This window comes from Pseudoalteromonas sp. c7(2019) (assembly GCF_011378625.1).
Lineage (GTDB): Bacteria > Pseudomonadota > Gammaproteobacteria > Enterobacterales > Alteromonadaceae > Pseudoalteromonas > Pseudoalteromonas arctica.
Genome location: NZ_WTKS01000011.1, coordinates 145,832 through 171,185 on the forward strand (window position 1 = coordinate 145,832; position 25,354 = coordinate 171,185).

22 protein-coding genes are annotated in these 25,354 nt (G+C 39.9%); 10 read left to right on the forward strand and 12 right to left on the reverse strand.

Features of this window, described 5'->3' with window-relative positions; translation table 11 throughout:
- Positions 1-47: 47 nt before the first annotated feature.
- The 8 genes from GQR38_RS13675 to fabR all read right to left on the reverse strand — a co-directional run bounded on the left by GQR38_RS13675 (position 48) and on the right by fabR (position 11,216).
- Positions 48-1,118, reverse strand: coding sequence for a hypothetical protein (locus GQR38_RS13675; RefSeq protein ID WP_165737984.1), 1,071 nt, complete (start codon positions 1,116-1,118; stop codon positions 48-50).
- A gap of 45 nt (positions 1,119-1,163) precedes the next feature.
- The gene (locus GQR38_RS13680; protein WP_165723085.1) at positions 1,164-2,240 is read right to left on the reverse strand and encodes a hypothetical protein; all 1,077 of its coding nucleotides are present in this window, start codon (positions 2,238-2,240) and stop codon (positions 1,164-1,166) included.
- Positions 2,241-2,401: 161 nt separating this feature from the next.
- Positions 2,402-7,078 carry an OmpA family protein gene (locus GQR38_RS13685; protein WP_165723086.1) on the reverse strand — a complete coding sequence of 1,559 codons (4,677 nt, stop codon included), beginning with the start codon at positions 7,076-7,078 and terminating at the stop codon, positions 2,402-2,404.
- Between the two features lie 2 nt (positions 7,079-7,080).
- On the reverse strand, positions 7,081-8,151 hold the full coding sequence (locus tag GQR38_RS13690; protein WP_024589513.1) for a PD40 domain-containing protein: 1,071 nt from the start codon (positions 8,149-8,151) through the stop codon (positions 7,081-7,083).
- Positions 8,152-8,245: 94 nt separating this feature from the next.
- Positions 8,246-8,608, reverse strand: a complete 363-nt coding sequence (locus GQR38_RS13695; RefSeq protein WP_024589512.1) for a hypothetical protein — start codon at positions 8,606-8,608, stop codon at positions 8,246-8,248.
- Position 8,609: 1 nt separating this feature from the next.
- Entirely contained in the window at positions 8,610-9,266 is a 657-nt protein-coding gene (locus GQR38_RS13700) for a peptidoglycan-binding protein (RefSeq protein WP_024589511.1), read from the reverse strand.
- A 9-nt stretch (positions 9,267-9,275) separates the two neighbouring features.
- Positions 9,276-10,463, reverse strand: coding sequence for a hypothetical protein (locus tag GQR38_RS13705; protein WP_231388426.1), 1,188 nt, complete (start codon positions 10,461-10,463; stop codon positions 9,276-9,278).
- Between the two features lie 129 nt (positions 10,464-10,592).
- Entirely contained in the window at positions 10,593-11,216 is a 624-nt protein-coding gene (gene fabR / locus GQR38_RS13710) for an HTH-type transcriptional repressor FabR (RefSeq protein WP_007582233.1), read from the reverse strand.
- 126 nt (positions 11,217-11,342) lie between these two features.
- Between fabR and GQR38_RS13715 the strand changes: the two genes are divergently transcribed.
- Complete coding sequence (locus tag GQR38_RS13715; protein WP_007582235.1) at positions 11,343-12,476, forward strand: fatty acid desaturase; 1,134 nt, start codon at positions 11,343-11,345, stop codon at positions 12,474-12,476.
- Positions 12,477-12,489: 13 nt separating this feature from the next.
- The gene (sthA, locus tag GQR38_RS13720; RefSeq protein WP_033040546.1) at positions 12,490-13,920 is read left to right on the forward strand and encodes a Si-specific NAD(P)(+) transhydrogenase; all 1,431 of its coding nucleotides are present in this window, start codon (positions 12,490-12,492) and stop codon (positions 13,918-13,920) included.
- 107 nt (positions 13,921-14,027) lie between these two features.
- On the opposite strand, the gene hemE is transcribed toward sthA, so the two are convergent.
- On the reverse strand, positions 14,028-15,092 hold the full coding sequence (gene hemE, locus GQR38_RS13725; RefSeq protein WP_002961084.1) for a uroporphyrinogen decarboxylase: 1,065 nt from the start codon (positions 15,090-15,092) through the stop codon (positions 14,028-14,030).
- Positions 15,093-15,622: 530 nt separating this feature from the next.
- On the opposite strand from hemE, the gene GQR38_RS13730 reads away from it, so the two are divergent.
- Positions 15,623-16,093, forward strand: coding sequence for an Rsd/AlgQ family anti-sigma factor (locus GQR38_RS13730; RefSeq protein WP_007582240.1), 471 nt, complete (start codon positions 15,623-15,625; stop codon positions 16,091-16,093).
- Between the two features lie 65 nt (positions 16,094-16,158).
- On the opposite strand, the gene fkpA is transcribed toward GQR38_RS13730, so the two are convergent.
- Positions 16,159-16,905: an FKBP-type peptidyl-prolyl cis-trans isomerase gene (gene fkpA / locus GQR38_RS13735; RefSeq protein WP_165723054.1), complete on the reverse strand. Its 747-nt coding sequence runs from the start codon at positions 16,903-16,905 to the stop codon at positions 16,159-16,161.
- 215 nt (positions 16,906-17,120) lie between these two features.
- Between fkpA and GQR38_RS13740 the strand changes: the two genes are divergently transcribed.
- Both GQR38_RS13740 and GQR38_RS13745 read left to right on the forward strand, forming a co-directional pair.
- Positions 17,121-18,119 (forward strand): hypothetical protein, encoded by a 999-nt coding sequence (locus tag GQR38_RS13740; protein WP_024589508.1) that lies wholly within the window; start codon positions 17,121-17,123, stop codon positions 18,117-18,119.
- The gene (locus GQR38_RS13745) at positions 18,106-18,321 is read left to right on the forward strand and encodes a SlyX family protein (protein WP_007378900.1); all 216 of its coding nucleotides are present in this window, start codon (positions 18,106-18,108) and stop codon (positions 18,319-18,321) included. Before GQR38_RS13740 ends, GQR38_RS13745 begins: the two co-directional genes overlap by 14 nt.
- A 32-nt stretch (positions 18,322-18,353) precedes the next feature.
- Here the strand turns inward: GQR38_RS13745 and GQR38_RS13750 are convergent, their stop codons facing one another.
- A complete protein-coding gene (locus tag GQR38_RS13750; RefSeq protein WP_007378899.1) occupies positions 18,354-18,557 on the reverse strand; it encodes a YheV family putative zinc ribbon protein in 204 nt (67 codons plus the stop codon).
- Between the two features lie 132 nt (positions 18,558-18,689).
- Between GQR38_RS13750 and GQR38_RS13755 the strand changes: the two genes are divergently transcribed.
- The 5 genes from GQR38_RS13755 (at position 18,690) to GQR38_RS13775 (ending at position 24,366) form a co-directional block, all read left to right on the forward strand.
- Positions 18,690-20,612, forward strand: coding sequence for an ATP-binding cassette domain-containing protein (locus GQR38_RS13755; protein ID WP_165723055.1), 1,923 nt, complete (start codon positions 18,690-18,692; stop codon positions 20,610-20,612).
- Positions 20,596-21,018, forward strand: coding sequence for a TIGR02444 family protein (locus GQR38_RS13760; RefSeq protein ID WP_165723056.1), 423 nt, complete (start codon positions 20,596-20,598; stop codon positions 21,016-21,018). Before GQR38_RS13755 ends, GQR38_RS13760 begins: the two co-directional genes overlap by 17 nt.
- An 843-nt stretch (positions 21,019-21,861) precedes the next feature.
- A complete protein-coding gene (locus GQR38_RS13765; protein ID WP_007582255.1) occupies positions 21,862-22,854 on the forward strand; it encodes a hydrolase in 993 nt (330 codons plus the stop codon).
- Positions 22,851-23,105, forward strand: a complete 255-nt coding sequence (locus GQR38_RS13770; RefSeq protein WP_007582257.1) for a YheU family protein — start codon at positions 22,851-22,853, stop codon at positions 23,103-23,105. The genes GQR38_RS13765 and GQR38_RS13770 overlap by 4 nt, the downstream gene beginning before the upstream one ends.
- Positions 23,106-23,169: 64 nt before the next feature.
- Positions 23,170-24,366 carry a dipeptidase gene (locus tag GQR38_RS13775; protein WP_165723057.1) on the forward strand — a complete coding sequence of 399 codons (1,197 nt, stop codon included), beginning with the start codon at positions 23,170-23,172 and terminating at the stop codon, positions 24,364-24,366.
- Between the two features lie 77 nt (positions 24,367-24,443).
- Here GQR38_RS13775 and GQR38_RS13780 read toward each other — a convergent pair whose 3' ends face one another.
- Positions 24,444-25,076 (reverse strand): hypothetical protein, encoded by a 633-nt coding sequence (locus GQR38_RS13780; protein WP_165723058.1) that lies wholly within the window; start codon positions 25,074-25,076, stop codon positions 24,444-24,446.
- Between the last annotated feature and the right edge of the window lie 278 nt (positions 25,077-25,354).

Sequence of the window (25,354 nt, forward strand, 5' to 3'; positions counted from 1 at the left end):
ATAAGTAAACTATTGGGCTTGCAGATCCTTTGCTTAGTTCATGCATATTAACTTCCTTGCATTGCCGAATTAGTAATTGCTATAGGGTATATTGAGCCCATACCCCAAATATTATTCTCTTTTTCTAATGCTTCTGATTGTTCGCCTGTCACTATGTTTATTGTTCTTATAATACGCTCGGAAAGGAACCACCCTTTCTCATTACGCTCAGGCAAATTGCGATTGGTATATTCCAGCTGATAATCTTCTTTATCAGAGAAAATAACGCCATTACCTTCTCCTATTTCTGAGTTCTTTATTTCCGGGTTAGCAATATTCACCCAATGAAAATGTGCTTTTGGCCTTGAATGAGTCATAAATGCTAAATACTTCCCATCAGGTGAAATACGGTGGTTTTTCATCTCCCACGCTTTCGGAAAACCAAAATTAACTTTGCGTACTACTTCACCATTAAACTTATGTATCCAAAAGCCATCGTGCTTTACCGCTAAAAACTCTTTATCACCAGGCAGTAAAAAAGCAGCGCCACTGTGGTGAATTTGCGGTCGAGAGGTGAGTTCCCCTGTAGGTACATGGTAATTAAAGTTTTTGCCATCTGAGTAAAAAATGACGTTTTCACTGTCTGAGGTCCAATTAAACCACGGGTAGCCGCCACCGCTTGACATGGTGATTAGCTTTTTCTCTTTAGTATCGTATAACTGGCGAGTCGCTCGGTCATTTATATAACCCGAAATAGCAATATAACGGTTATCTGGTGAGCGTGCTGGTGGATGCAATCCCGCAGGCTCCAGTTGGGTAAAAATTTCTTCTGGAATAATACGGCGCCTGTCTGAGCCATCTAACCGTGATGACCACAGCGTGCGTACTTCACTGTATTTATATTTATTCCAAAACATTAGCCGCGGGGTTGAAAATGTATCTGCATCGCCATACACCTCTTCACGTATTTCTAGTGGCCACTCTGGATGGTTTTTATGCTCTTTAGCCCATGGGTATTTAGCAACATCAACTTCTACTTGTGGTGAACTTTGCGATGAGGGCTCTGAGCAACCGCTTAGCAATAAGCTAAAACAAACGCAGAGGGCGCAAAGCACGCTGTGATTTTTTATAAACGTCATTATCAAAATCCTTTTTGGCTTTTATTTAGAGAAAGGCATGTATGGTTACAACCCCTGCGCTGCTACATTTGTAATCGCTATTGGACCTAAAGTATCAAGACCCCAAATACCCATTTCCTTTACGCGTGTGATTTTTTTTTCACCTGTTAAAATATTCGTTTTAGTCATAATACTGTATATGTCAGGCACTTCATCCCGACTAGTTGGCCTTTTAAAATCGTTATAGCCAAATTTGAGGGTAACGTCTTTATCAAGTGAAAAAATTACATTGCTGCCCATACCTTTCTCTGAATGCTCTATTTCAGGATTGGCAATATTCACCCAATGAAAATGCGCTTTTGGTCTAATATGAGTCATAAACGCTAAGTATTTTCCATCCGGTGAGATACGGTGGTCCAGCATCTCCCATTTCCTCGGAAAACCAAAGTTCACTTTACGCACTACTTCACCATTAAACTTATGTATCCAAAAGCCATCGTGCTTTACAGCTAAAAACTCTTTATCACCTGGGAGTAAAAAAGCAGCGCCACTGTGGTGAATTTGCGGCCGAGAGGTTAGTTCCCCTGTTGGTACATTGTAGTTAAAATTTTTACCATCTGAGTAAAAAATGACGTTTTCACTGTCTGAGGTCCAGTTAAACCAAGGGTAGCCGCCCCCGCTTGACATGGTAATGAGTTTTTTCTCTTTGGTATCGTATAACTGGCGAGTCGCTCGGTCATTTATATAGCCCGAAATAGCAATATAACGGTTATCTGGTGAGCGTGCTGGTGCATGAATACTAATAGATTCAAGCTTTTGAAATACCTCTTCTGGAATAATACGGCGCCTGTCTGAGCCATCTAACCGTGATGACCACAGCGTGCGCACTGCACTGTATTTATATTTATTCCAAAACATTAACCGCGGGGTTGAAAATGTATCTGCATCACCATACACCTCTTCGCGTATTTCAAGTGGCCACTCTGGATGGTTTTTGTGCTCTTTAACCCATGGGTATTTAAAAACGTCAACGGCTGTTGTGTTTTTTGTACTTTGCGATGATGGCTCTGAGCAACCGCTTAGCAATAAGCTAAAACAAACGCAGAGGACGCAAAGCACGCTGTGATTTTTTAAAAACGTCATTATTAAAATCCTTTTAAGCAGTTAAAGTACTGAGCCAATCTGCACACTATGCCCATACCCTAATAAATAAAAAGCTCATATTCATGAGCTTTTTATTCTTGCTATAATTGCGCTGTTGCGCTCAGTTATGTTAGTGGTGACTACTTAAATTACGAATAAATTTATTCGCTTTTAAAAGCTCCTAGCGGCCTTACTTTCTTCTTTGTAGCATCTTCAACAAACCACTGTTTCACTTCATCTTCAGTCAACCCTTCCTCTGACAAGCGCTTATATAGGTCTTTTTGTGATGGGGTTGAATGATCGCTATTTAGCTCAGCGGCTAATTCTTTTAAATCAGCTTCTGGTAATGTTTTACCCCAAGGTAAATTGCTATTTGTAGGGTTCGGTAGTGGTAACTTTAACTGCAAGCCATGGTTGCTAATTTTATCAGTCATCGAACCGATATCATTAAAATTAAAGCCCGAATTTCCCGCCGAGTTAAAGCTAGCAATACCTAGCTCCATCGTATATTGCCTGTCCTCTTTGTCAGTAAACATATCACTAAATTGGCTTGTAAATATGTCTCCAAAAGGCCTTAAGCCGTTTACTTCAACACGCTTTGGCGACTCATATTTCAAACTAAAATTTGCCGCAAAAACAAAAACCTGCTCTTCACCGGCAAATGCTTCAGCGTCTTTATTATGCCAATTAAGCAGCGCTCGAGCCTGTTTACCTTTTTCGTTATAAGGGCCTGCGTTATTCAATAATTCAATTAACTCTTCATACTCTGGGCCTACCTGCTCATCAATTTGGCACTGGTTGTCATACCACTTATCCTCAAATTGATAGTCATCGTCATGCCACGTATCCACCATTTTATTTAAAATACGCTCTGTTTTATAACCTTTATTTGCATTACGTGTAGCTTTGCCTAAATAGCAAAGTTTTGACTTATACTTCGGGCCTTGATCATTAATACCAATAGTTTGCTGCAGTATTAAATCACATGGCACACTACGCCAATCTAAACCAATGAGTTTTTTTGTATAATTATCAGACTCTAGCTCTGTACAGGTGGCTACAACCATAATATCGACTTGGGTATTCCAATCAAAGTCATCAAATATTATGTCATCGCCAAACTGGCGTACTTTAAACCCTAAACTTTGTGCGGCAGCAAATTCACTCTCAAATAAACGAATAAATTGCCCTTGCCTTTGTATTTTACTGGTTATTAAATAAGGTTCACCCTCACCACCAAAGCGCACCAAAATTCTAATGCTTTTTTCCCCAGCAAAAAGCTCTGGATATACAAAGCTTGAGCTACTACTCGTTAAAAAATCTTTTATTAATAGTGACTCTTCATTACCACCGTTACGCTTTGTATTTAAATCAACATAAAACTCATTCGCCACAAACTTATTTTTTATGCCTAAGGCATAGAGGACCTCAGCAGTGTCAGACTCAAAAATCATCTCATCACTATTATCTTTACGCTCCCCCATTAGTGGCAATACAACTTCACGGCTACTGCCAACTTGCGCACCAATGAAATAACGCATATCAGAGAAATTGTCATCTTGATAATATTCAACTGCAGAGTCGTTTATAATCGAGTAAAAAGCTTCTTCGTGCACCATAGGCTTGGTACCTAAATACGTTTTTGGCCCCAACTGAAAAAATGGTGTAAATACACAACCAAACTTTCCGGCAAAGTGCTTTTCATTATTTAATAGCTCAGACTCTACAAGCGGCCTTACTAGCTCTTTATAAGCAAGCTCGTTATTTACGCCATCACAGCGCGTTACTTTCAAGGTAATAGGGGCAATACCGGTCATCGTATCGTTAAACACAACGAGAACACGAATCGGGGTGAATGGCGTTAGCCGCTTTAGTTTATTGGCAATAATTGGCAACCATTTTTTTGAAGTCTGGTCTTGATAATATATAGCGCTGTGATGATAGCTCGCCTCACCATAGTCAGAAAATACTGGTTCAAATGTGTTTGCAAAGCTTTCGAGGTATTTATTGCCTTCTTTTTCTTGCGTAGCAAATGTGTGAATGGGGAAGTAATTTTGAAATTCAGCCGTAATATAATTATGCTCACGCGCTACTGTCGGCACCGTCATCATATAAAAACCATACGGGTTAGATTGCGATTGCAAATAAAGCGTGTTTTCAGGATCTGTAACTACGGCTTTACGTGTCGCTTTATCTAGCAAGCTGTAGTTATCACTAAAGCCGTAAAGTGCTTTTTTATCACCATTTTTACTTTGCTTTTGATTGGTAATGCTATCAATTAAAAATACCCAAAATGTATCCATCCTAATTGATGCACCGGGCAAATTAGGCAGTGCCCAGCTATCACCTAATAAAAAGTTTTCTATGTATTGTTTTACTTTATAGCGTTCTAAATTTGAATAATATTGGCTTTTATCACCTTCACGCTGAGCCCTTAGTAGCAATCCCATAAGGCCCGATATTGCCTCTGAGCGCAGCCTAAATTGAGCTGCCCATTGTGTACTTTGCTGCGTTTTTCCGTCTTTATTATATTCACTTAATAGCTCATGCATCATACCTTGATTAGCTGCACACTCCTGGCCTAGGCGTTTATCTCGCTGAATTTCTGCGTAGAATTGTTTACAGGCGTTATCGAGGAGTGCTTCATCCATTAAATTCGCAGCCGACGTAGCAATAGCGCCACCCGCTTTTATTACCGCCACTGCCGCGGCAATGGGAGCTGTTATTGGGATAAATGCCATAACACCCAGAGCAATGTTAATCATTTGCCACGCCATATCGTCGCCTGTTTCATCTACTTTTATATCATTGGCTACGGTTAAATTACGAAAGCGCTCTAAACTGTCCATACCTTCACGAGATGGGCAAACATTTATTTGGCTAATAGCATACGCCGCAATATGTACACGGCGGTTTTGTGCTCGGCTTGCCTCATCTTTATTATTTATAAGTGGTTGAGCATAACCCAGCCCAAGCACTTCAATACGCGCTTCATCAATGCCTGCTTGGGTCACTAAAATGTGCTTAACAGCCTCTGCTCGTCGCTCAGATAACGCAATATTATAATCGTAATTACCTATATCGCAGGTGTGGCCTGCCACGGTTACTTTAAGGTTCTCATTTTGCTTAAGCGCTTTTATAACGGCCTCGCTTTGCTGCAAAATAGTATTGCGGTAATCATCGGTTACTTGCTCGCTATTAAGCGAAAACGTTCCTTCAATTACGACATCTTTTACAATTTCTTTGGCACTTAAATGCTCAAAGTAATCGTTAGCAACCGTTTTATAGTGCCGTTTAGCTTGCGCTAAATTAGGGATATTTGTACCAAATTGCTGCAACGTAGTTTGCCCAAGTGCTGCAATATTTGTGGTTAAGTCAGCTATATTGAGTGCATTACCTGCTGCATCCATTGCCACCTTAGGAATGCCGAGCTTTTTACCTAAACTTTTATTATAGCTTTCCATTGCTGCTGGAGTGTTAGCTGGTAAGCGCCACAAATTTTCTGCAAGTGCTTGCCGCCAAGCATCGGTTGTAAAGGCTGCGCGAGCTTCACGTAGCTTTTTCCAAGCATCCTGCCCATCTTGCATAGCAAACACGGAATCTAGCGTTGCTTGAATAGTTTTATCTTCTGTTTCGTTTAAATGAGTATGTATTGCTTTAGCAATTTTACTCCCTAAAACAAACTTACCATTAGTGGTAAAATTACCGTTACTGGCACTGGCTGTTATATCGGTATTTATTAACCCTGCGGCTAATTGTGCACGGCCTTTAGCCACCGCCCATCCATGGCAAAAGCTCTCAAAGCCGCTGGCTATTTTTATTGGTTCATCACTAACTTTAGCGCGGCCAATTTCTTTACCGTTTTCATCTTTAACACTAATATTTTTAGGGTCATAGGTAGCATGCTCGGTTTTTAAATCTTTTGCATAACTTATTAAGTGGCTATAAAAGCGAGGAAATTGCTTTATTATTGCCTCTTCAACCGAAAGCGGATCGCAGTTAATTACATCAAACTCACCTGCCTCATTTTTTATATCAAAGTGGATCATTTCGGCAAGTTCATAGTAATAATGTGTGCCGTCAAATTTAATAGATTTAGTACACCAGCTTGCAATATTGGCCTCATAGGTATTCCGCTGAAGCCTTATTTTTACTCTATACAACCCTTTGGGTAGTATCTTGTTAGTACCGGTTATCACCGCTAAGTTAGTTTCAGTGACGAAAGTAGCTGGTATATCTCTACCTATAGGCGACGACAAAACAATATTTTCACCCGGAGAAAGAAGCGGGATGTTTGGGTTAATACTTAATACAACAGCCCTCGTTTTTGCCAACACATACGCTTGAATACTCTTTACGTTTTTTTGAATTATTTCCCTTTCATACCACTTATTGTAAGTGTCGTCTTCGCTATTTTCTGTAGGCTGTTTTAAATTGGTAATAGGGATTGTTTGTAACTCTAATAACGGTGTATTTGAGCTACTGTAATTTTTTAAATTATCAACAAATTCTTTAGCCCATCCTCTAGGGTTATTATTGGCAATGAGGCCAATGGACTCCATTGGCGGAATAATAATAGGCCGTTGATTATTAGCCATGTAGGCATGAAACGGCTGACGTACTTCTAATGAGTCACTATTTATTGTCGATAAAATACCGGCTTTATTCGTTTTTAACACAATAGGCTTTTTTGTATTATAAGTGGCTGACTTTGGCTGTTCAGCAATAACAATTCGGTTTGCTACCGGCGTTAATTTGCCAATCGGTTTATTATGTTTAACATATCCAGTTAGTAAATAAACCAATGGGCTTGCAGATCCTTTGCTAATATCATGCATAATTAGTTACTCTGTGCTTTTTGGTTGGTAATAGCGATAGGTGCTAAAACGTTAAGGCCCCAAATATTCATTTCTTTAGTACGCGTAATACGTTTCTCTCTCGTTAAAATATTGGCTCTAGTGATAATGCTATAAGTAACAGGTCTACCAAGCTCATCAACCTCGCCCATCGGGTTAAAACCAAATTTAAGCGTGACATTTTCGTCCAATGAAAATATCACTCCACCACCCTCCCCTTTTTCTGAGTGCTCTATTTCAGGGTTTGCAATATTCACCCAGTGGAAGTGAAAATCTTCTCTACCATACGTCATAAACGCTAAATACTTGCCGTCTGGTGAAATACGGTGGTTTTTCATTTCCCATGCTCTCGGAAAACCAAAGTTCACTTTACGCACTACTTCACCATTAAACTTATGTATCCAAAAGCCATCGTGCTTTACCGCTAAAAACTCTTTATCACCAGGCAGTAAAAAAGCAGCGCCACTGTGGTGAATTTGCGGTCGAGAGGTGAGTTCCCCTGTAGGTACATGGTAATTAAAGTTTTTGCCATCTGAGTAAAAAATGACGTTTTCACTGTCTGAGGTCCAATTAAACCACGGGTAGCCGCCACCGCTTGACATGGTGATTAGCTTTTTCTCTTTAGTATCGTATAACTGGCGAGTCGCTCGGTCATTTATATAGCCCGAAATAGCGATATAGCGGTTATCTGGTGAGCGTGCTGGTGCATGTATACTAATAGATTCAAGCTTTTGAAATACCTCTTCTGGAATAATACGGCGCCTGTCTGAACCATCTAACCGTGATGACCACAGTGTGCGCACTTCACTGCCTTTATATTTATTCCAAAACATTAACCGCGGGGTTGAAAATGTATCTGCATCTCCGTACACCTCTTCGCGTATTTCGAGTGGCCACTCTGGGTGGTTTTTGTGCTCTTTAGCCCATGGGTATTTAGCAACATCAACCTCTGCTTGTGGTGAACTTTGCGATGAGGGCTCTGAGCAACCGCTTAGCAGTAAGCTAAAACAAACGCTGAGAGCGCAAAGCATGCTGTGATTTTTTAAAAATGTCATTAAAACTATCCTTTTACTACATGCACTTATTTACGAAGTAATAGAAATAAGCGCATTCATTAAAACTTGTGTTATTAAAATAAAGTGCTTGCACTTACTCTTCTACTATTTCTGCCATTAAAACGGTTTCTGGCGTTTGGTCGTGAAGCTCACTGAATGGGACATTGTCGAAAATATAATAAGCTGGCTGACCATCATTTGGGTCTTGCATTAAATCAAAATTGCCACTTTGAGGGATATCAGTAAATTTTATTTTTACCCAGGTAGAATCGAGCCTTACACTGGCTATAGACTGTACCTGTTGCCAGCTATGTTGTTTATTTATAAGTATAAGCTGCTCTTTATCGTACTTTGGCGTATTTGGATCAACCTGATACATAAATACAAAAGCAGGCTTAACCAGAGTTAACGGGTTTATGTTATTTACTACCATTGCCATACTGTGCGAGGCACTCATACTAACTCCCAAATACTTGTTGTAGTTTTGCTTTGGTTTTAGGGCCTGGTATGCCGTCTATGTCGAGATCGTGCTCGTACTGAAATTCCTTTACACCAATGCGAGTTTTTTTACCCATAACACCATCAACCGTACCACAATCAAACCCAAGCATATTGCACCGGCCTTGCACACCTGAAAGCGTGTCTATTGGATCTAGATTGCCTATTTGCACGTTAAAGCTTTTAGTTGGTGTGGTATCGCCTTCATTTAGGTATAAATCGACTGTGCCGGTTAGGGCGTCGTTACTATTAAGCTCTACTTCGATAAGCCCATCACTTTGCAATACGGTATCTATTGTTTGGTTACCAATATTAAGTACTACGCGTTTACCGACTACGTCATCGCCGTCGTCGTACGATACTTGCAGACGAAAGTACTCTTTTTCGTTTTGTACAACAAAGCTGTTAATACTGTTGGTGCGCAGCGGTATAAACTTTTCTTTTTTAGGCGGAATCGTAATTTTATCGCCCGGGTAAATTAAGTTTGGGTCTGGGCGTAGGGCTTTAAACTCTGCATTGCTTGGGTGGTTGTAAAGCGCTTTAGATGTTTGGTAGCCGTATTGCTTTGCTATGCGCAATAGCGTTTCACCTTGAGCTACAGTGTGTTGTTGGGTCATTGTGTATCCTTAAACTTTGCCTACAGACCAATCTTCGCTGTCGAGTTCAAAAAAGCTGACTTTAGCGTTTTCAAAGTCGGGGCCTGATACGTTGGCATAACCGTTTTGATCAAGTTGCCCGGTAATAATGTGGCCGTTGCGTAGGCGTATTTTGTAGCCCATATTAGCTTGTGGTTCGCCAGCTTCGTCGAGTAGTTCTATTTCGTAGGCTAAAGTGGGTTGTTCAACAGTAAATGTGGTGGTGTCGGTTGCGCCACTGGCCGTTACCGTAACATTATAAAGACCCGGTTTTACCTCAGCGTAGTGCTGCCAAAACGAGACTTCGTCTGGGCGTTTTTTTTCTAGTTGTAGTGTTATTTGACCACTTGTTGGCCCTTGCCACTGAATAACTACACTGCGACTGTTACTGCATGAGCCTTCTATATTGAGTTTCCAACCACTGGGTACTGTTAAGCTTGTGCCTGCTTTAGCAGGTTTTCGCTCGCTATAGCCTAAGTTGTAATCGTAAATTAAATTGGCATTTTTATAGCCGGTATATTGCTGTGCGAGTTGCTCTACGGTTTCGGCGGCGCTAAGTACATGGGTTGTAAAATTTTGCCTAACAGTGTGAGACGCTTTTAGTAGCATTGTGCTGTTTAGCTCTGGCTTATAAATACGTACAGCGGGCGCATGCTGTTGTATAGGTTGCGCTGCTTTTTTAGGTTTTTGGTTATAACTTTGCTGATTTATAAATTGCGGACTATTTTGCGCAGCTGATTGGCTGTTTATAAATGCAGAAGTGCTTGGCGTCATTACTGTGTTATTTATAAAAGTATTGTTTTGCAACGCTGTTTGCGATGATGTAATTGAACCATTATTAACCGCGCCCGAGTACTTTGTTGGTGCTTGAGTTTGTTTTGGGTAAACAGCTAGGCGTGTACTAGCTTGCTTAAACAGAGAATATGGTACCTTTTTCCACTCTTTGTCTTTAGCCCAATATTGGCACCGAGTGTCGTCGCGTAATCGCGCAGCTTGGTGTTTATCTAGCGCACCAAACAGGTTGTCTTGCAGTTGCCTTTGCAACACTTTAGGAAGTTTGCAAAGCTGAGCACGACTTAAATAAGAGAATGTAACCACAGGCTCTGAATTTTCAGGCTCATTATGTGGTTGTTCAAATAGTGGGGGGTAATTTAAGTTCACCGGATCCTTGGTGAGCATTTGCATCCTCGCTTTCTCTTAATAAGAGACTTATTTATTATTTAGTTACGGCTAAAAGGTATGCCGTTATTATAGTGCGTTAATATAAAGAAATAGGCACAAAAAATCTACAATGAATTTTTAAATTTGCTAACTTTGTTCAGTGTTTTCTCTTACGTAATGTCCGGCTCCACGAGTAATATAACGCAGCTGCCAAATAACGCGCTCAATCAATTCGTCGCGTTGCAATCCTTCTATATCGAGCGCTTCTGCACCCGCATTAAATACGAGCGTTACCATAGATTCCGCCTGAATATAGGCATGCATAGCGTTGCACTTAGTTTCGCTTTCTAGATAGTGAGCCAACTCTAAAATAAAATGCTTTACCTCGCGGGCTACAGCGGCTCTAAATGCTTTAGAAGTCCCAGATCGTTCTCGCAGCAACAACCTAAATTGGTTACTTGAGTTATCAATAAACTCCATAAAAGTAACCACTGAGGTATTTATAACACTGCCGCCATCGTTTGCTATTCGTCTGCGTGCTTGACGCATTAGTTGGCGAAGAGTTAAGCCCGCTTCGTCTACCATGGTTAAACCTAGCTCATCCATGTCTTTAAAATGACGATAAAAAGAAGTTGGGGCAATACCAGCTTCTCGTGCCACTTCGCGTAAACTTAAATTCGAAAAACTATGATCAGCACTCAGCTGATTAAATGCCGCTTGAATTAACGCCTGTCGTGTTTTTTGTTTCTGTTGCGCTCTAACACCCGACATCAACAGCTCCCTGAATTATTTTATATGAATATTTAGTGATATTAGCTCAATTGTACAGTCTAATACTTGACGACGAGAGTTTGAAATACTATTTTAGCTTACAGTTGTACGCTGAGATTGAGAATTATGAATAAACCACCGATTATTTGGACAAACGTCCTATTTTTTAGCCTAACCTTTTTGGCGGCTGCCACACTTGTACCTTGGTACGCCATTAGCTACGGATTTACCAGCGCGCATTGGATTGCTTTTGTTGGCTGCATGTTTTATGCAGGCTTATCAATTACTGCCGGCTACCATCGATTATGGGCACATAAAACCTATAACGCACACCCTGCTGTTGAATTTATTTTTGCGCTTGGCGGTGCTTTTGCACTACAAAACAGTGCTTTGCATTGGAGTAGCGATCACCGTATACATCACGGTCAAGTTGACGACCCAATAAAAGACCCTTACGCGGCTACCAATGGTTTTTGGTATAGCCATATCGGCTGGATGTTACGTGACTACCAAGGCGATAGCTACAACGACTATAGTAATTGTCGTGATTTACAACGAAATAAAGTCGTTATGTGGCAACATAAGCACTACTTGAAACTAGCACTTGCTATGAACGTAGGTTTGCCTCTTGCACTTGGTTTATTAGTTGGTGATGTGTGGGGTATGTTAATTCTTGCAGGTTTACTACGCTTAGTACTAAGCCAACACTTTACCTTTTTTATAAATTCGGTTGCACATATTTGGGGCTCTCGCCCATACACCGAAAAAAATACGGCACGCGATAACGGTTTTTTAGCGTTATTTACATACGGTGAGGGGTATCACAACTTCCACCATATTTTTGCAAGCGACTACCGTAACGGTATTAAATGGTTTCATTACGATCCAACAAAATGGATGATCCGCTCTTTAGCCGCTGTTGGTTTAGCCAATAAACTAAAGCGTACACCTGTTGAACGTATCGAAAAAGCAAAGGCCGAAACGCTAATGAGCAAAACGCAAACGCGTCTTGCAAAATTGCCTTTAGCACAAGATAAGATTACATTATTACAACAAGAGTACGATTTACTGCTGAAAAAACTGCAAAATTATTGTTCACTACAAAAACAAGTGTTAGAAGTTAAAAAAAATAACATGGCAAAGCAGTGTGAACGCTCAGCATTAATGGCACAATACCATGAGTTGGAAGCCGCCTGGGAAAATCAAAAACAGGCATGGCTAGCACTTAATGCGAGGTTATTAAAAGCCTCTTTTAATTAATTTAGGAGTGGCTGTGGCCAAACAACCAGAACAAAAAAAAGTACCCGTGACATACCAATATGATGCAATAATTATTGGCACGGGTCCTGGCGGTGAAGGTACCGCCATGAACCTTTCAAAAAACGACAAAAAAGTAGCGGTTATTGAACGCCAAGAATCAGTTGGTGGCGGTTGTGTACATTGGGGAACAATTCCTTCAAAAGCGCTTCGCCACTCTGTTAGCCGCTATATTGAATACAAAGCAAATCCGTTATTTAATGTTGGTGAGCGCCCTAGCCGCTTAACATTTCCTGATATTTTACGTCACGCAAGTTCTGTTATTTCTAAGCAATCTAATTTACGTAGTAGCTTTTACGATCGTAACCGCATTCATATGTTTCAAGGTGATGCGAGCTTTGTAGATAAGCACACGATTGAAGTAAAAAGAAATGATGGTTCAACTGAGCGACTGACTGCTAAAACGATTGTTATAGCAACGGGTTCGCGCCCTTATCGCCCACCAGAGGTAGATTTTACGCATTCTCGTATTTACGAAAGCGACACTATTTTAGGTCTTAAACACGACCCTCACCGCGTACTTATATACGGCGCTGGTGTAATTGGTTGTGAGTACGCTTCTATATTTAAAGGTTTAGGCGCTAAAGTTGATTTAGTTAATACACGCGACCGACTACTTGCTTTTATGGATGCTGAAATATCTGACGCGCTTAGCTATCACTTTTGGAACAGCGGTATTGTTATTCGTCATAACGAAGAGTTTGACCGAATAGAAACGCGTGACGACTGCGTTATTATGCATTTAAAATCAGGCAAACGCGTAAAAGCTGACTGTATTTTATTTGCTAATGGCCGTACTGGTAATACAGATACATTAAACCTTGAAGCCATTGGTTTAAAAGCCGATAGCCGTGGCCAATTAAAAGTTAACGAAACATACCAAACAGAAATTGACAACGTTTACGCCGTAGGTGATGTAATTGGCTATCCAAGCCTTGCTAGTGCTGCGTTTGACCAAGGTCGTATAGCTGCTGATGCAATTGCGTGTGGTAACTGTGACGACAGACTGATTGTTGATATTCCGGCCGGTATTTATACCATCCCAGAAATGAGCTCAGTCGGTAAAACAGAGCAAGAACTTACAGCCGCTAAAGTACCATATGAAGTTGGCCGTGCTCAGTTTAAGCATTTGGCACGTGCGCAAATTGCGGGTACTGAAGTAGGTAGTTTAAAAATATTATTCCACACTGAAACCAAAGAAGTACTTGGCGTACATTGTTTTGGCGAGCGTGCATCTGAAATTGTTCACATTGGCCAAGCTATTATGGAACAAAAAAATGGTGGCAATAATATCGACTACTTTGTAAATACCACATTTAACTACCCAACCATGGCTGAAGCCTACCGTGTTGCGGCATTAAATGGTTTAAATCGCTTATTTAAATAACGGCTTAATTAAGAAGTTTTAAAAGCCTTTATAAATAGATAACAAAAAACCCGCAACTTAGCGGGTTTTTTACTTTTAAACAGTTTTAAAGCTTATTTAAGTAGCTATTACTTATGGTACTTAGCACTTAGCTCATGTACTGCATTAATGAATACACCAGCATTTTCAGGGTCTACATCTGGCGTAATACCGTGGCCTAAGTTAAACACGTGGCCATTGCCTGTACCGAAGTCTTCTAAAATAGTGCCTACTTCTTGGCGAATACGTTCTGGTGTACCGTGTAACATAGATGGGTCCATATTACCTTGTAGAGCTACTTTATCACCCACACGGCGCTTAGCGTCGCTAATATTAATAGTCCAATCAAGACCAATTGCATCACAACCAGTTGCTGCAATAGCTTCAATCCATTGACCACCATTTTTAGTGAACAAAGTAACCGGTACTTTACGACCATCGTATTCACGAATTAAGCCATCTACAATTTTATGCATATATTGCAGTGAAAATTCGTTGTAATCGCGCGGGCTTAATACACCACCCCACGAGTCAAATACCATTAGCGATTGCGCGCCAGCTTTAATTTGAGCATTTAAGTAATCGATAACTGAATCAGCTAACTTATCGAGTAATAAATGAAGTGTTTGCGGCTCTGCAAACGCCATTTTTTTGATTTTACCAAATACTTTGCTGCTACCACCTTCAACCATATAAGTTGCGAGGGTCCACGGTGAACCAGAGAAACCAATGAGTGGTACTTCACCTTTAAGTTCACGACGAATAGTGCTTACTGCGTTCATTACGTAGCCAAGCTCGTCTGTAGGGTCTAACTTTGGAATTTTTTTAACATCAGCAAGTGATGAAATAGGACGTTCAAACTTAGGGCCTTCGCCAGTTTCAAAGTAAAGACCTAAACCCATCGCATCTGGAATCGTTAAAATATCACTAAATAATATAGCGGCATCTAACGGGTAGCGACGTAGTGGCTGCAGTGTTACTTCACATGCAAGCTCAGCATTACGGCACAGGCTCATAAAATCGCCCGCTTGTGCACGTGTAGCGCGATACTCTGGTAAATAGCGTCCTGCTTGGCGCATCATCCATACCGGAGTTACATCAACAGGTTGTTTTGCAAGTGCACGTAAATAACGGTCGTTTTTTAATTCGCTCATGGCGTAAATGATCCTAAGACTTGTATAAATTGTGCAAGATTGTACCACCATATTCTCCGACCCTCTATTGCTTAGGGACGAAAACAGCTTTACCTAGAGGCAGATCAATATAATGGCGTGCTTTAATCCATTTTGACTATAAAACAAGCAAAAAAGAATAACATTTAAAACTTTTTATTAATATGTTTGCAACATTACAAAAACCTTGTTATTGTTTGTCCCGCGTTAACAAAAACAATAATAAAAATCTTAAAACAATAAAAATAAATGTTTTAAAATAATAACAATAAAAATCATCTCATAAAAATAAGAAAGCTTGTTATAACAAGTCACTGAAAGAAATTAGACCACCGTAACTGGTGGTTTTTTCTTGCCTAAAATAAAATCCCTCGCCTTAGATTATATAAAAAGGTACACCCCTCAAAGTAGCTCAACTTTACTTGTTGATATACGCGCAAATTAAATATATCTTGATGTACATAAACTTATTATATTCTAATTGAAAGACCAACCCAGCTAGGAGAACAGTTATGCTGACGCGTGTAGAAAAAGCTCAACAAAAATGGGGTGGTAGCCACACAGTAATTGATAAATGGCTAAACGAACGCCAAGACCTTATTGTACTTTATTGCAAAATTGCAGGTTTTACGCCGTACGAAAAACAAGATCAAGCATTGCCAGAGCCAAAACTAATTGAATCATTTTGCCAACTTTTAATGGATTACCTATCTGCAGGCCATTTTGAAGTGTATGACGATATAGCAAAAGCATGTGAAAAAAAGGGCTTACAGAGCCAAGAGCTTGCAAACTCTATTTACCCGCGTATTTCTAGTACAACCGACATAGCGTTAGATTTTAATGATAAGTACGCTGAAGTAGACAAAGAAGACTTGTTAAAGGGTTTTGATGATGACTTGTCTGTTATTGGTGAGGCATTAGAAGCACGCTTTGCACTTGAAGATGAGCTTATTGATAACTTGTTTTCTAATCACGCAAACTAATATGTTATTTACGCATATTAAAAAAGGGACCTAAGGTCCCTTTTTGCATTTACACAATAAACTTATTATTGTGCTGGTGCTTCTTCATTTTGAATTTCAAGTAATTCAACTTCAAATACAAGTGTTGAATTAGCTGGAATCTTACCTAAGTCACGGTCGCCGTAAGCAAGTTCTGAAGGAATAGTGAACTTGTACTTAGAACCCACTGACATAAGTTGTAAACCTTCAGTCCAACCAGCAATTACGCGGTTAAGAGGGAAAGTTGTAGGTTCGTTACGTGCATATGAGCTATCAAACTCAGTACCGTCTAATAAAGTACCTTTGTAGTGTACTTTAACTACATCAGTTGCTACTGGCTTTTCGCCATCGCCTTCGCTAAGTACTTCGTACTGTAGGCCAGACTCAGTTACTGTAACGCCTTCTTTTTTAGCGTTGTCAGCTAGGTATTTAACACCCGCTTCTTTGCTTTTTTCAGACTCTACTTTTGCTTTTTCTTCTTGCTTAGTACGTACTGATGTATCTAGTGCAGTTAATACTTCGCGAATTTTTTCTTCGTCAATTTTTGCATTACCAGCAAGTGCATCTTCAAAACCACGGATTAGAAGTGCTTGGTCTAGTTCAATACCAATTTCTGTTTTGTCTGCTAAGTCTTTATTTAAAAAGTTACCTACAGATGCACCAATACCGTATGCTTGTTGCTGTTCTACAGTGTCTAATTTAACTTCAGCTTGTTCTTTTTTTGCTTCTTGATTACAAGCTGTAAGCGCTAAAACTGACGCTGCAATCAATGACAATCTAATCGTCTTTTTCATTTTAAATCTCCGACACACTTTGCAGTTGTCATTTTAATGTATTATTACTAGTTAAAGATTAACGGCCCACATGATAGGCTGCTTGTTTAATGACTAAATTCCACATTGTTAGCTAAACTAAAAACATATCCAGTGATTAGACAAACAACCTAGGCATTTAACGCGTCCTAGTCTAACCTCTCAGTCACTAAGAGTTAAGGGGAAATACCTGTAATATGTCGATATTTCGTACTTTTTTAATCGTATTTAGCTGTTTTTTAGCCATCGCCTGTACCGATAAAAAACAACACGCTGTAGCAAGTTACGAACATGCTGCACAAGGTGCGTTTTCATCAACACTTTCAAACGATGGTAAATACAGTTTGATCTCCTCTATCAACCATGGGGTCGCCCTGTGGGATAATCAACAGCAGGTACTAAAATACCAATGGTTTCAGCAGCAAGATCAAGACAGTTTGGTATACGCCGTTGCTATTGCTTTTGATAACAGCGTGGCTGTTACCGCCGAAAAAAACACGTTTGCTGTGTGGGATATAGCCACAGGCAAAAATAAAGGTTATTACAAAATACAAAAAGCCAGTATTCGCGATATTGCTATTAGCAATCAAGGCCGTAGTGTTTTATACGGCCGTAGCGACGGCGTTGTCGTATTTGTAAACCTAGAAACCGGACGTCGTATTGAGTTTTTAGGTCATCAAGATAAAGTTAACACCGTTGACCTATCACCTAACGGACGCTACGCCTTAAGTGGTTCTAACGATTATGTTGCTTACTTTTGGGATACACGTACAGGGCAAGTAATTCATCGTTTTAATCACCCAACGCGTGTTACCCAAGTGACGCTCGATCCACAAGGTCGCTATGCGTTTACGGCCGACAGTATGGCACAAGCAAATGTATGGAAGCTGACTACAGGTGATCTTGTGAGTAAACTGAAGTATATTGCGCGTCAGAAAATTTTTACTGCTGTGCGTTTTAACGAACAAGGCACTTTGCTTGCAACCGGCTCGCCAAATAAGCGCGTTGATTTGTGGCAAATACCAAGCGGTGAAAAAATTCAAACTTGGCAGGTTACCCCGCGCGAAGGCAGTAAGCCTAAATCGGCGGTGGTGCTAGATGTGACATTTACAGATAACGGTAAGTCGTTGTTAACCGAAAGCTCCAGCGGTATCGCAGAGCGATTTATTATACGAGAGAATAATGAACACAATTGAACATCGCTTAATGGAACTTGAAGCCAAAGTGGCTTTTCAAGATGAGACGATTGAAGTCTTAAATGATGAAATAAAAGTGCACCAGCAACTGTTAGCAAAAATGAAACGCCAAACTGAGCTGCTAGCAGAGAAGATTAAAGAGTCGCAGTCATCATCGTCTATGATGTCTGAAGCACCTGAGCCGCCTCCACCGCATTACTAAAACCGGTAAAAATTAGGCAATAAAAAACCGGGTTAGTCGCCCGGTTTAAATACACCAATTACTTGTTCAAATTGGCGAGTAGACGCCTGAACAGCGTTATCGGGTTGCGCCATTTTATGACCACACTCAACACACTCTACTTTTTCAACATCATGTTCTCTGTATAGCATCATAGTATCCATGGCTTTGCAGTCAGGGCACGATGCACCAGCAATAAATCGCTTCTTTTGTCTCACAACATTTTTCCTGTGGTTTGAACTGCCGCTATTTTATCGTATAACTTCACTTGTTGATACGCTTGATAAGAGCATTAAGTTCTATGTTATGATAGCGCCAACTTAACAAGGGCACAGCAAAGTAACGCATTCATGATCCAAATCTCAGAAATAGAACTACTTCGTGGCGGTAAAGCCTTATTAAAAAACGCATCAGCTACGTTATTCCCAGAGCACAAAGTAGGCCTTGTTGGCGCTAATGGCTGTGGAAAATCAACGCTATTTGGTTTACTAAAATCAGAACTGCAACTAGATGCCGGTAACTGCAGCATTCCAAAAGATTGGTCTATTGCCTCTGTTAAGCAAGAGACACCTGCACTTGAAATAAGCGCGATTGATTATGTACTTCAAGGCCACCCAGAATACTACGCAATGCGCATAGCACTGCGTGAGGCCGAGAAAAACAACGATGGCGACACACAAGCCAAAGTACATATTCAGCTTGAAAACATTAAAGGCTACAGCATTGAATCAACCGCCGGTGAGCTATTACACGGCTTAGGCTTTGCCAATAACCTTATAGAAAACCCTGTAAGCTCGTTTTCGGGTGGTTGGCGTATGCGTTTAAACCTTGCCCAAGCATTAATACGCGACGCCGATTTACTACTTCTTGATGAGCCAACAAACCACCTTGATTTAGATGCCGTTTATTGGCTTGAGCGTTTTTTACGTGCTTATACCGGCACCCTTGTACTTATATCACATGACCGTGAGTTTTTAGATGCGGTGGTTGATCAAATTTGGCACGTAGATAAGCAGCTTATCAACGTGTACAAAGGTAACTACTCGCAGTTTGAACGCCAAAAAGCAGAGCGCTTGCTACAACAACAAGCGATGTTTGATAAGCAACAAGATCAAATTGCGCACCTTGAGCAGTTTATAACGCGCTTTAAAGCAAAAGCCAGTAAAGCTAAACAAGCACAAAGCCGTGTAAAAGCACTTGAACGCATGGAAAAACTAGCGCCAGCACATGCCGACTCGCCATTTAACTTTGAGTTTGCAGAGCCAAAAGCATTACCAAACCCACTAATGACAATAGATAAAGCCAAAGCGGGTTATGGTGACGTCACTATTTTAAATAATATAGAGCTAAACCTTGTACCAGGTAGCCGAATTGCTTTACTTGGTCGAAATGGCGCGGGTAAATCAACGTTAATTAAACTGCTTTCTGGTGATTTAGAGCCGCAAGCGGGCGAAGTTATTCAGCATCACGGATTAAATATTGGTTACTTTGCGCAGCATCAGCTGGAATCTCTTGATTTAAAAGCCAGTGCAATAATGCACATACAACGACTAGACCCAAAAGCCACTGAGCAATCACTACGTGACTTTTTAGGTGGTTTTGCCTTTATTGGCGATAAAGCACTTGAGCCTGTAGCCCCATTTTCAGGCGGCGAAAAAGCACGTTTAGTGCTTGCCATGTTGGTATATCAAAAGCCAAACCTACTGCTTCTCGATGAGCCAACTAACCACCTTGATTTAGAAATGCGCCATGCACTTGTTATGGCACTACAAGGCTTTGAAGGCGCTATGGTTACCGTATCGCACGATCGCCACATGCTTAAAAATACTGCCGATGAGTTTTACTTAGTAGATGACGGCAAAGTGACCCAGTTTGGCTACGACCTAGATGCATATTACCAATGGTTACTTAACGCGAATAAAGAAGCGGTTAAAGCGCAGCAAACCGACGAGCCTAAAGCAAACCCAGGCGTTAACCGTAAGGAGCAAAAGCGTTTAGAGGCTGAATTTAGAAAAGCCACTCAGCCACTTAAAAAGCAAATTGAAAAGCTTGAAAAGCAACTCGATAAATTCACCGCTGAATTAAGTGAAGTTGAAGTGACCTTAGGTGATAACGAACTCTACAACGACGACAACAAAGCTAAGCTTAAAGAGTTATTAGCCAAGCAAGCAACGCTTACACCTAAACTTAACGACGTTGAAGAAGAGTTACTTATGGCACTTGAAGAAATGGAAGAAAAAGAGCAGGCATTCGCCGATGAACTTGCTCAATAGCGACCATTTTTGGCAGTTTGCGTGCGCCTTGTACGCAAAGCCTGAGCAACAAACAACCTTGCTGGCACTACAAAACCAGCAAGGAAAAAACGTTAATTTATGCTTATTACTGCTTTATTTAGACTCATTAAATTTAAGCGTTAATGCCCAACAGTTAAATGAGTTAATAAACGCAATTAGTGAGTTTGATACTCACGCATTACAACCTCTGCGCGCTGCCCGTAGCTATTTAAAAGCTAACCAAAATACAATAAGTGATTACGCCACAATACGCGCAGAGTTGCTAAGCACTGAGCTAAAGCTTGAAAAACAACAGCAACATATGTTGATTGAAGCAGTAAATGAGCTTGAATTAATCGAGCATGCAGAACCAAACAATATTGAGCTGTATATGAAAGCCACTTAGGCTGCTACTTTTTATACCCTCCTCCACTGCTCATTCTCTTTTCTTTGTGCAAAAAACCTTTAAATAATTTATTCACAAAGAGGTTAAGAGGCGCTTCGCTTTTAGAGGAAAACAAACTAGATTACTTAGGTAAAAATATAAATATTGAGCGGTTGTTTAGCTCAGCATTTTATTACCCTGCCCTAATTTTCTTCTCTTTTTCTTCTTTTTGCGCAAAGACCTTTAAGTAATTTACTCACAAAGAGGTTAAGAGGCGCTTCGCTTTTAGAGGAAAACAAACTAAATTACTTAGATATAAATATTGAGCAGTTTGTTGCTCTACCCTCATTTACTTCTCATTCTTTTCTCTTTGTGCAAAAAATCTTTAAGTGGTTTACTCAAAAAAGTTTAAAGCGCTACGCTTTTAGGTAAAGTGAAAAACTCTCTTAGCTCTCAGTGGTAATAACTTAGTAGCCCTTAAAGCATGATCGAGATCAACTTAGCTTCACCCCTATATCTGCTTATGTAAATAACTTGATCTCGATCACGTTGCGACCTGCAAACACCACCTATGATTAACCCATCAACAACGAGGGGAACAACTCATGAACGTATTCTTTAGAGACTTTTTTACAGATCCAGTTTTATTTATGTCTTTTGGGTTTTTAACCATCGTTGTTTCTTTGTGTATATTTTTTGCTTTTTTCTTTTTGAAAAAAATACATGATGCAGAAATCCCCGAACAAAATTAAGCACGACGCACTAAAGCGCCTTATTAGTTTACTAGTTAGGCGCTTTTTATTTTCTGAAGCGAAAAATTTGGTACACTAGCTTTTCGTTTAATACAAAGTGCGTAGTACAAACATGATCTCTCAGTTCAAACCAGCATGGTGGATGACCAATCGTCACGTTCAAACCATAATGCCGCGTTTTTTCCGCCCATTTCACCACACTCGCTACGAACTTGAGCAACTTGATACACCTGATGGTGACTTTATTGAGCTCGCATGGTCACTTCCACATAACGAAACCGCTCCACTTGCCGTTGTTTTACATGGCCTTGAGGGCAATATAAATAGCTTTTATGCCAAAGGCATGATGAAGGCGTTAAAAAAGCAAGGTTATGCAGTTGTGCTTATGCACTTTAGAAATTGCTCAACTGAAGTCAATCGCCTACCTCGCGCTTATCACAGCGGTGACACCGCCGATTTAGCCTTTTTTATAAATCACTTAAAGCTGCAATTTCCTGAGCGCACTATGGTCGCTGTAGGTTTTTCGTTAGGCGGTAACGTACTGGCCAAATACTTAGGTGAACAATCACAAGCATGCCCACTAAGTGCTGCAGCGGTGGTATCTGCTCCTTATGATTTGTCGTCATCAAGCGATGTTATTCGTAAAAGCTTAGGTAAAATTTACCAAAAATATCTGCTCGATCGCATGAAAAAATCAATGCAGCGAAAGCTGCCACAAATTAAGCAGCAAATTTCACTAACACCAAAACAGTTAATGAAAATTGACGATTTATTAGAGTTTGATAATCAGTTAACAGCCCCTCTGCATGGTTTTGAAAACGCACATGATTACTATCGCAAAGCCAGTGCAATGCCGTACTTAAAAGATATCGCTATACCTACACTTATTATTCATGCCAAAGACGACCCTATGCTCTCAATTAAGGCCGTACCAAGTAGGCAAGACGTAAGTGAGCATGTTACGCTGCGCATCTCTGACAAAGGCGGACACGTTGGTTTTATTAGCGGTAAAAATCCGTTTAAGCCTATATTTTGGTTAGAGAAAGCCGTGCCATGCTATTTTGGGCAACATGTTTTAGGCAACGCAAACAAAGAGCAATTATGATTATCCCTTTTGAACAACTCGATAAAGATACACTATACAACCTAATAGAAAGCTATGTACTGCGCGAAGGCACCGATTATGGCGAAGTAGAAGCAAGCATCGAATCTAAAGTTAACCAAGTTAAGCTACAGCTTAAAAATGGTGAAGCGATGGTGTTTTTCTCTGAATTACATGAGTCAGTTACTATTATTTCTAAGGGCGAATTTAAAGCGCTGCAAAGTGAAGAGCATCAAGCAGAGGCGTTTGATTAAGGTGTAGTACTTGTAACTTTTGAATTGAACGTACACAATGGCTTTTTACCCAAAGAGCCAAAACATGATAAAACTCAGCACTCTAGTGGTAGCCATATCACTAGCTTTAACTAGCCAAGCCCAAGCAGAACAAACAATAACAGCATCTGACAAGGCAATTAAACTCGCTAAAGACACCATTTTAATTGATACCCATATCGACGTACCTTATCGAATTCACGAAAATTGGGTTGATGTAACTAAAGCAACAACTGATGGCGATTTTGACTACCCTCGCGCTGTAAAAGGCGGTTTAAACGCACCGTTTATGTCAATTTATATTCCTGCGCATTTGGAATTTGAAGGTAAAGGAAAAAGCTACCAGCTAGCCAATCAAATGATTGATAGTATGGAAGCCATAGCCCAGCGCGCACCTGATAAGTTTGCTATTGCTAGCTCAAGTACTGATATAGAAGAGCAATTTAAACAAGGCAAGCTGTCTATAGCGATGGGTATGGAAAACGGCTCTCCTATTGAAGGGGATATGAAAAACCTTCAGCACTTTTACGACCGTGGTATTCGCTACATCACGCTAGCGCACTCGCAAAGCAACCATATTTCGGATTCGTCTTACGATATACGCCGTAAATGGAAAGGCTTAAGCCCATTTGGTAAAGATCTTGTCACTGAAATGAATAATATTGGTATGCTAATCGATGTATCGCATATTTCTGATGATGCGTTTTATCAGGTTATGGATCTATCTAAAACACCCGTAATTGCCTCACATTCATCACTTCGTAAATACACGCCTGGCTTTGAGCGTAATATGAATGACGATATGCTATTGGCACTTAAAGAAAATGGCGGCGTTATTCAAATTAACTTTGGCTCAAGCTTTGTTACCGCTAAAGCAGGCAGTTGGGGCAAGCAGTTAAAAAGCACAAAAGAGTCCGTTAAAAAAGACGGCACTAAATTAAGCAAAGATTTTGATGCTGCGTACCGCGCTAAAAACCCATACCCATTTGCAAGCCTTGAGCAAGTACTTGACCATATTGATCACGTAGTTGAGCTAATTGGTATTGATTATGTAGGTATTGGCTCTGATTATGATGGAGTTGGCGATTCATTACCTATCGGTTTAAAAGATGTATCTAGCTATCCTAATCTTGTTCAAGGTTTAATGGACAGAGATTACAGCGACAAAGATATTAAAAAGATTCTTAGCGGTAATTTATTAAGAGTTTTAAAACAAGCTGAAGAGTATGCGAAAAAGCACTAAAATTTTAGCTGTAAGCAAAATGACCTAATACACCTAATATTATAAACGCGGTCTTGGCCGTGTTTATATGACTAATGCTATGGCAGCTTTAGCTTTATTAAAGTGTTATTTATAATATCGTATATAATATTATGTGCATGTTCTGCTTCTTCATCATTAGGTTCCTCTTTCTTTCTCTCTTCTTTATATTCTCTTAAGATATCTTTAGGATTTAGCTTTCCTTCTCCTAGCTCTATTTTTTTATTTGGCTTATCTATAAAAAATTCATATATATTAACTAAATCGTTTGATTGCTTTTCACTCAATACATTATTGGCTCTGGCATTATCTTTAATTATATAAAGCAAATTTTCATACTCTTTGGATATTCTTCCATTAGATAAAAAATCAGTCCAAAGTCTCGATCCATTTTCTTTATCTATAAGATCCTTCAACTCATAAAGTTTTAATGAAAGCCTTTCTGTTAATTGAAATTTGGCAAAGTTATTGGATTCTTTAGCTACTTTTAGCGAGTTTTTGGCAATTTGCCAAGTAAGGATAGCAATAAACAAAGTGACAATTGCTGTAGAGCAAGTCACTATTTCTACAATACTTAATTCCATATAAACCCTCTGTAATATTGGTAAATAAATTAATATAAAAAACAGTGATAAGTCCCAGGCAGGATATCTTTTATCTATTTTTTCAAGGTAGTTAAAAAAAGAGTCCAAATTAATTCCTTTTTATTTTATTGACACAGCTTTACTCTAAAAGCTTTTTTAGGATGCCCAAAGCCGCCTTATTTGGCAAATAATACCACAAAGAACTTTCCCTCAGGTTTCGTAAAACTCAACCCAAGCTATGGCAATAATGCTATACCTAGGAGCAAATCACTTTTCTTCAGGCATTAAAAAAGGCCACCTGAGTGACCTTTTTCTAACAATTAACTTTAAAGTTAATAATTACGCTACGATAGTTGCTACAACACCAGCACCTACAGTACGACCAC

Bases quoted from the DNA above. Each gene is read 5' to 3' on its own strand.
- GQR38_RS13730 (WP_007582240.1), top strand. From the start codon at position 15,623: ATGCTGACGCGTGTAGAAAAAGCTCAACAAAAATGGGGTGGTAGCCAC.
- GQR38_RS13690 (WP_024589513.1), bottom strand. From the start codon at position 8,151: ATGACATTTTTAAAAAATCACAGCATGCTTTGCGCTCTCAGCGTTTGT.
- GQR38_RS13760 (WP_165723056.1), top strand. From the start codon at position 20,596: ATGAACTTGCTCAATAGCGACCATTTTTGGCAGTTTGCGTGCGCCTTG.
- GQR38_RS13695 (WP_024589512.1), bottom strand. From the start codon at position 8,608: ATGAGTGCCTCGCACAGTATGGCAATGGTAGTAAATAACATAAACCCG.
- GQR38_RS13745 (WP_007378900.1), top strand. From the start codon at position 18,106: ATGAACACAATTGAACATCGCTTAATGGAACTTGAAGCCAAAGTGGCT.
- GQR38_RS13775 (WP_165723057.1), top strand. From the start codon at position 23,170: ATGATAAAACTCAGCACTCTAGTGGTAGCCATATCACTAGCTTTAACT.
- GQR38_RS13680 (WP_165723085.1), bottom strand. From the start codon at position 2,240: ATGACGTTTTTAAAAAATCACAGCGTGCTTTGCGTCCTCTGCGTTTGT.
- fkpA (WP_165723054.1), bottom strand. From the start codon at position 16,905: ATGAAAAAGACGATTAGATTGTCATTGATTGCAGCGTCAGTTTTAGCG.
- GQR38_RS13705 (WP_231388426.1), bottom strand. From the start codon at position 10,463: ATGCTCACCAAGGATCCGGTGAACTTAAATTACCCCCCACTATTTGAA.
- GQR38_RS13755 (WP_165723055.1), top strand. From the start codon at position 18,690: ATGATCCAAATCTCAGAAATAGAACTACTTCGTGGCGGTAAAGCCTTA.
- GQR38_RS13715 (WP_007582235.1), top strand. From the start codon at position 11,343: ATGAATAAACCACCGATTATTTGGACAAACGTCCTATTTTTTAGCCTA.
- GQR38_RS13700 (WP_024589511.1), bottom strand. From the start codon at position 9,266: ATGACCCAACAACACACTGTAGCTCAAGGTGAAACGCTATTGCGCATA.
- GQR38_RS13740 (WP_024589508.1), top strand. From the start codon at position 17,121: ATGTCGATATTTCGTACTTTTTTAATCGTATTTAGCTGTTTTTTAGCC.
- GQR38_RS13675 (WP_165737984.1), bottom strand. From the start codon at position 1,118: ATGACGTTTATAAAAAATCACAGCGTGCTTTGCGCCCTCTGCGTTTGT.
- fabR (WP_007582233.1), bottom strand. From the start codon at position 11,216: ATGTCGGGTGTTAGAGCGCAACAGAAACAAAAAACACGACAGGCGTTA.
- GQR38_RS13770 (WP_007582257.1), top strand. From the start codon at position 22,851: ATGATTATCCCTTTTGAACAACTCGATAAAGATACACTATACAACCTA.
- hemE (WP_002961084.1), bottom strand. From the start codon at position 15,092: ATGAGCGAATTAAAAAACGACCGTTATTTACGTGCACTTGCAAAACAA.
- GQR38_RS13765 (WP_007582255.1), top strand. From the start codon at position 21,862: ATGATCTCTCAGTTCAAACCAGCATGGTGGATGACCAATCGTCACGTT.
- GQR38_RS13685 (WP_165723086.1), bottom strand. From the start codon at position 7,078: ATGCATGATATTAGCAAAGGATCTGCAAGCCCATTGGTTTATTTACTA.